Raw genomic sequence first — 4439 nt, forward strand, 5'->3', positions numbered from 1 at the left:
GAGTTATTTAATATTATTTTTAAGAATTATATTATTTTTTTTGCAATAATTAATATTGTATTAATTTTTTCCACTTATTTTAAAAATACTGGATGTTTAATTTATCCTTTATCAATAACTTGTTTTGAAAATATTGAATGGGCAATCAGCAAGAAAGAAGTTGTTAATATGAATTTTTGGTACGAATTATGGTCTAAAGGTGGTGCTGCACCAAATTTTAGAGTTGATAATCCTGAATTGTATGTAAAGAATTTTAATTGGTTAAAAAATTGGATAAATATTTATTTTTTTAATAAAGTATCTGATTTTATCTTGGGGCTTTTTGTTTTAAGTTTAATAATATTTTATTCATTAAAAGGTTCAAAAAAAAAAAAATTTCCTAAATTAAAGTTAAAATTTTTAACAATAATTATTTTTTTATTATTTATAGAATGGTTTTTTAATCATCCATCACTAAGATATGGAGGATACTGTTTGTTTGCGCTTATGTTTATTATTTTAACTGCATACTACTTATCAACATTCAAACAAAGTTATTTAAATATACAAAAAAAAATATTTATTTTTATAATTATTGCATTAGTTGTTTTTGTTGGTAGGAATATTTCTAGATTGTACAAAGAATATTATATTTACAGTTATAATCCATTTAAAGATTACAGATACAATATATCAAAATCTCATTTTAGAATTAGTGATGAGATTATTTTTCTTAAAAATAATTTAAATAACTGTAATGCTAAAAATGTAGAATGTAAAAAGGATTACAGATTTATTTTGAAAAAATATAAAGATAAGTATTTTATTATTAAAAATGATTAAGTATTTAACAATTTTTTTTTTAAACTTTTTTGATTTTCTTCATAAAAAAAAAATAATTAATTTTTTTCATAGAAACAAAATAAATCTAAAACATATAATCGATGTTGGGGCACATCATGGAGAAACAATAAATCTTTTTCTGAAGTATTTTAATCCTGAAAAAATTTATTCATTTGAAGCTAGTCCACAAAATTATATAATTTTAAAAAAAAATTATAGTAAATTAGATCAAAATTTAAAAAAAATTATTCAAATCGAGAATATAGCCTTAGGAAAGAATAATCGAACTCAATCTTTTAATCAAACACATGAAAGCTCATCTTCAACATTTAATAAAATAAATATAAAATCAAATTATTTTTCCCGAAAAAAATTATTTTTAGGCTTAGGACAAGATATGGATTTTTTTAAAAAAATAGAATTAAAAATCATTTCTTTAGATAGTTACTTTTCAGAGTATAATTTAGATAAAATTGATTTACTTAAAATTGATACAGAAGGATTTGAATATGAAGTATTGCAAGGTTTTCAAAAAAATATGAAAAAGGTTAATTATATACTTTTTGAGCACCACTACGATGACATGATAAAGAAAAACTACAAATTTAAAGATATAATCAGGTTATTAAAACATAATAATTTTAAATTAATTTATAAAACTAAAATGCCCTTCAGAAAAAGTTTTGAATATATTTTTGGAAAAGAAGATAAATGAAAGCATCTGTATTAATTGCTAACTTCAATGGTGAAAAATTTATCGACCAATGTATTCAATCTTTGCAAAATCAGAGCTTTACAGATTTCGAAGTTATATTTTTTGATGATTGTTCAACTGATAATTCATTAAAAGTTGTAAAAAAATATAAAGATGTAAAAATAATTGAAAATAAAAGTCACTCACCTGTAGGAGCATTTAATCAAATAAATGCTTACAAAAAAGCATTTCAAAACTCTACTGGAGATGTTATTTTTACTCTAGACAGTGATGATTTTTTTTATCCTGAAAAAATTAGCAAAGTTATTAATTATCATGAAAATAATATAAAAATTGCATTCGATTTACCAACAATTATTGAAGGAGACACAAAACAAAATTTATTAAATAAATCAAAAAAATTGAGATTAAGTTTTTTTCCGTTTATCACACAACAAAGTTGTATGAGTGTAAAAAGAGATGTTTTTTCTGATTTGATAGAAAAAGTTGATATTAAAATGTTTCATGATGTTTGGTTTGATTTTAGAGCAGGTATTTATGCTAAATATAAATATAATAAACCATTTATAATTGATGAGCATTTAACATTTTATAGAGTAAGTCCAACAAATGTCAGTTATAAATTTAAACATTTGTCTAACTTGTGGTGGAAACGAAGATTGGATTATCATAATTATGAAAAGTTATATTGTGAAAAAAATAAATACAAATATCCTACAAATTTTGATTATTATATAACAAAATTATTCAACTACATTAACAAATGAAATTAAAATACAAATTTGTAAATCCTAAAAATTTATTGGTTTTTACTCTATTACTAGTATTTCTTTACAAAATTGATTTTCCAAGAAAATTTTATAATTTAATAAGCTTAAATTACGATCAAAGAATAAATAAAACTTATGGATATTGTTCAAATTACTCAGCTGGATTCATAAATTATATTTATAATAAATATGAATTTGATCAATTGCCTCAAATCATCAAGTACACGGGTTCAAGAAATCCTTACTGGGTAATTTCAGACATAAAAAATAAAAGTAAAACTGATTATATTTTTATCAAATATAATAATATTGATAAGATTAATCTTAGAAAGGAAGATAATAATTATATATACGAGTTTTCCTATTCAAACTTTCATAAAATTCCAAATCATTTATCTTTTTCAATTACTGAAATTAATCAATTAAATAGAATAGACATTTTTGAAAATGAAAAAAAAATATTTGAATTAGACTTAAAAAATTTTGGTTTGGAAAAAAAATATTTTAAAATAAATTTAAATGAAGAAATAAAAAAATATTTTTCTAAAAATTTTCATTCTCAGAAAAAGTATATTTTTAAGCCAATTTTTAAAGATCTGTCAAAAAATAACTCTTTAGATACTATGTTGATTCATTTTAAAAACAAATATGATCTGAAAAATTTTCAAATTATTGATCAATATGAAAATTGCTACTATGCAAAAAAATTATGATTGAGTTATTAAATATTTTTTTTCTATTTTTTTCAATTTTTATTTTTCTAACTGGAGGAATTTTAAATTTTCATAATGAAAAAAAAACATCAATAATTTCTATTGATAATTTTTCACAAAATATGGTTTTATTATTAAGCTTAATATGGATTGCATCAATTTTTGATTTATCAAAAGAGAAATTTTTTATTTTTTTATACACTTTGTCTTTTATTATTATAGTTTGTTCAATTTTATTAAAAAAAGATTTTAAAATTGATATTTTAACACTTTTTTCAATTTTTATATTTTTTATCTTATCAATAGTTATAACAAACGATTTATTTCTTAGTCATGACACTAGACTTTATTGGATTGAGAAAGCTAAAATTTTTTACAACGGAAAATTTGTAAATGATGATTTTACTATTAAAAATGAATATCCTCATTTTGGAACTTACTTGTGGGGATATTTTTGGAAAAATAGTTATTTAAATTATGAATATGTTGGAAGAATACCTTATTTATTGATCTATATTTTTGCTATTTCTCACACTGTAAACGTTTTAAAAACAAGAGTTTATATAAAGTTAATTCTCTTTTTAATTATAATTTTATTTTCTTACGAAAGTAAATATTTTGATGGTAGGCAAGACATTTTATTGTTTAGCTTTAATTTATTTATATTTAGATTTTTATATGAAATTTTTATAAATAAAAATAATGTAAAAAAAAATCTCATATTAACAATTTTACTTTTAAACCTTATTTTATGGACGAAGACCGATGGTTTGCTTTATTTGATTGTCTATGGTTTTATTTTATTTTTATTTTTAGAAAAAAAAAACAAACTTATCTCTTTATTTAGTATTTTGTTTCTTTTTGTTATTAAAGTGTATTTTTACAAATTTTGGGGCATTTCACTTAATCCAAGTGTTCAAATGTATGATGCAAATATTTTACAAAGAATTAGTGAAATTGATATTTTTTACAGGTTATATTCTATAATTTACTGGTATTTAATAAATCTATTTAAGAATCCACTTTTATTAATCTCATTATTAATCTTATTAGCAATATATATTTCTGACCGACGTTTTTTATCAAAATTTAGGTATATTTTTATTTTTTACGTTTTTATTACACTTGGTATATTTGCAAGTTATTTACCAACTATGTATGATTTCCCTTTTGCTATGATAGGTAGTTTTGACAGAATTATATTACAACATTCAGGTATTTTTTTGTTACCAATATTTTATTTTATAGTTAAGAAATTAAAATGATTTTAAAAAGATTTAAAAAAATTAACAGATTTAAAAAAATGAACATGTTTTCCAATCTGATTTTTTTTATTTGATAAAAAGATATAATTAATATATGTCCACAATAATAATTGGTAAGAGAGGATTTATAGCTCAAAATTTAGTCAAGTTTTTT

General features: G+C 20.2%; 5 protein-coding genes. All 5 read left to right on the forward strand.

Features of this window, described 5'->3' with window-relative positions:
* A partial coding sequence (locus ACTT9X_RS07100; RefSeq protein WP_440934935.1) for a hypothetical protein occupies positions 1 to 822 on the forward strand: 822 nt, incomplete at its 5' end.
* Positions 815 to 1537 carry an FkbM family methyltransferase gene (locus ACTT9X_RS07105; protein ID WP_440934936.1) on the forward strand — a complete coding sequence of 241 codons (723 nt, stop codon included), beginning with the start codon at positions 815 to 817 and terminating at the stop codon, positions 1535 to 1537. The genes ACTT9X_RS07100 and ACTT9X_RS07105, both read left to right, overlap by 8 nt.
* Positions 1534 to 2304 carry a glycosyltransferase family 2 protein gene (locus tag ACTT9X_RS07110; RefSeq protein ID WP_440934937.1) on the forward strand — a complete coding sequence of 257 codons (771 nt, stop codon included), beginning with the start codon at positions 1534 to 1536 and terminating at the stop codon, positions 2302 to 2304. Before ACTT9X_RS07105 ends, ACTT9X_RS07110 begins: the two co-directional genes overlap by 4 nt.
* Positions 2301 to 3020 carry a hypothetical protein gene (locus ACTT9X_RS07115; protein ID WP_440934938.1) on the forward strand — a complete coding sequence of 240 codons (720 nt, stop codon included), beginning with the start codon at positions 2301 to 2303 and terminating at the stop codon, positions 3018 to 3020. The genes ACTT9X_RS07110 and ACTT9X_RS07115 overlap by 4 nt, the downstream gene beginning before the upstream one ends.
* Complete coding sequence (locus ACTT9X_RS07120) at positions 3017 to 4285, forward strand: hypothetical protein (protein ID WP_440934939.1); 1269 nt, start codon at positions 3017 to 3019, stop codon at positions 4283 to 4285. The genes ACTT9X_RS07115 and ACTT9X_RS07120 overlap by 4 nt, the downstream gene beginning before the upstream one ends.
* The last annotated feature ends 154 nt before the right edge of the window (positions 4286 to 4439 follow it).

Origin of the sequence: Candidatus Pelagibacter sp. (genome assembly GCF_052049855.1) — a bacterium.
Taxonomy (GTDB): Bacteria; Pseudomonadota; Alphaproteobacteria; order Pelagibacterales; family Pelagibacteraceae; genus Pelagibacter.

What these genes read in the sequence shown, in the direction of transcription:
- ACTT9X_RS07110 (WP_440934937.1), top strand. Translation starts at nt 1,534, where the DNA reads ATGAAAGCATCTGTATTAATTGCTAACTTCAATGGTGAAAAATTTATC.
- ACTT9X_RS07115 (WP_440934938.1), top strand. Translation starts at nt 2,301, where the DNA reads ATGAAATTAAAATACAAATTTGTAAATCCTAAAAATTTATTGGTTTTT.
- ACTT9X_RS07120 (WP_440934939.1), top strand. Translation starts at nt 3,017, where the DNA reads ATGATTGAGTTATTAAATATTTTTTTTCTATTTTTTTCAATTTTTATT.
- ACTT9X_RS07105 (WP_440934936.1), top strand. Translation starts at nt 815, where the DNA reads ATGATTAAGTATTTAACAATTTTTTTTTTAAACTTTTTTGATTTTCTT.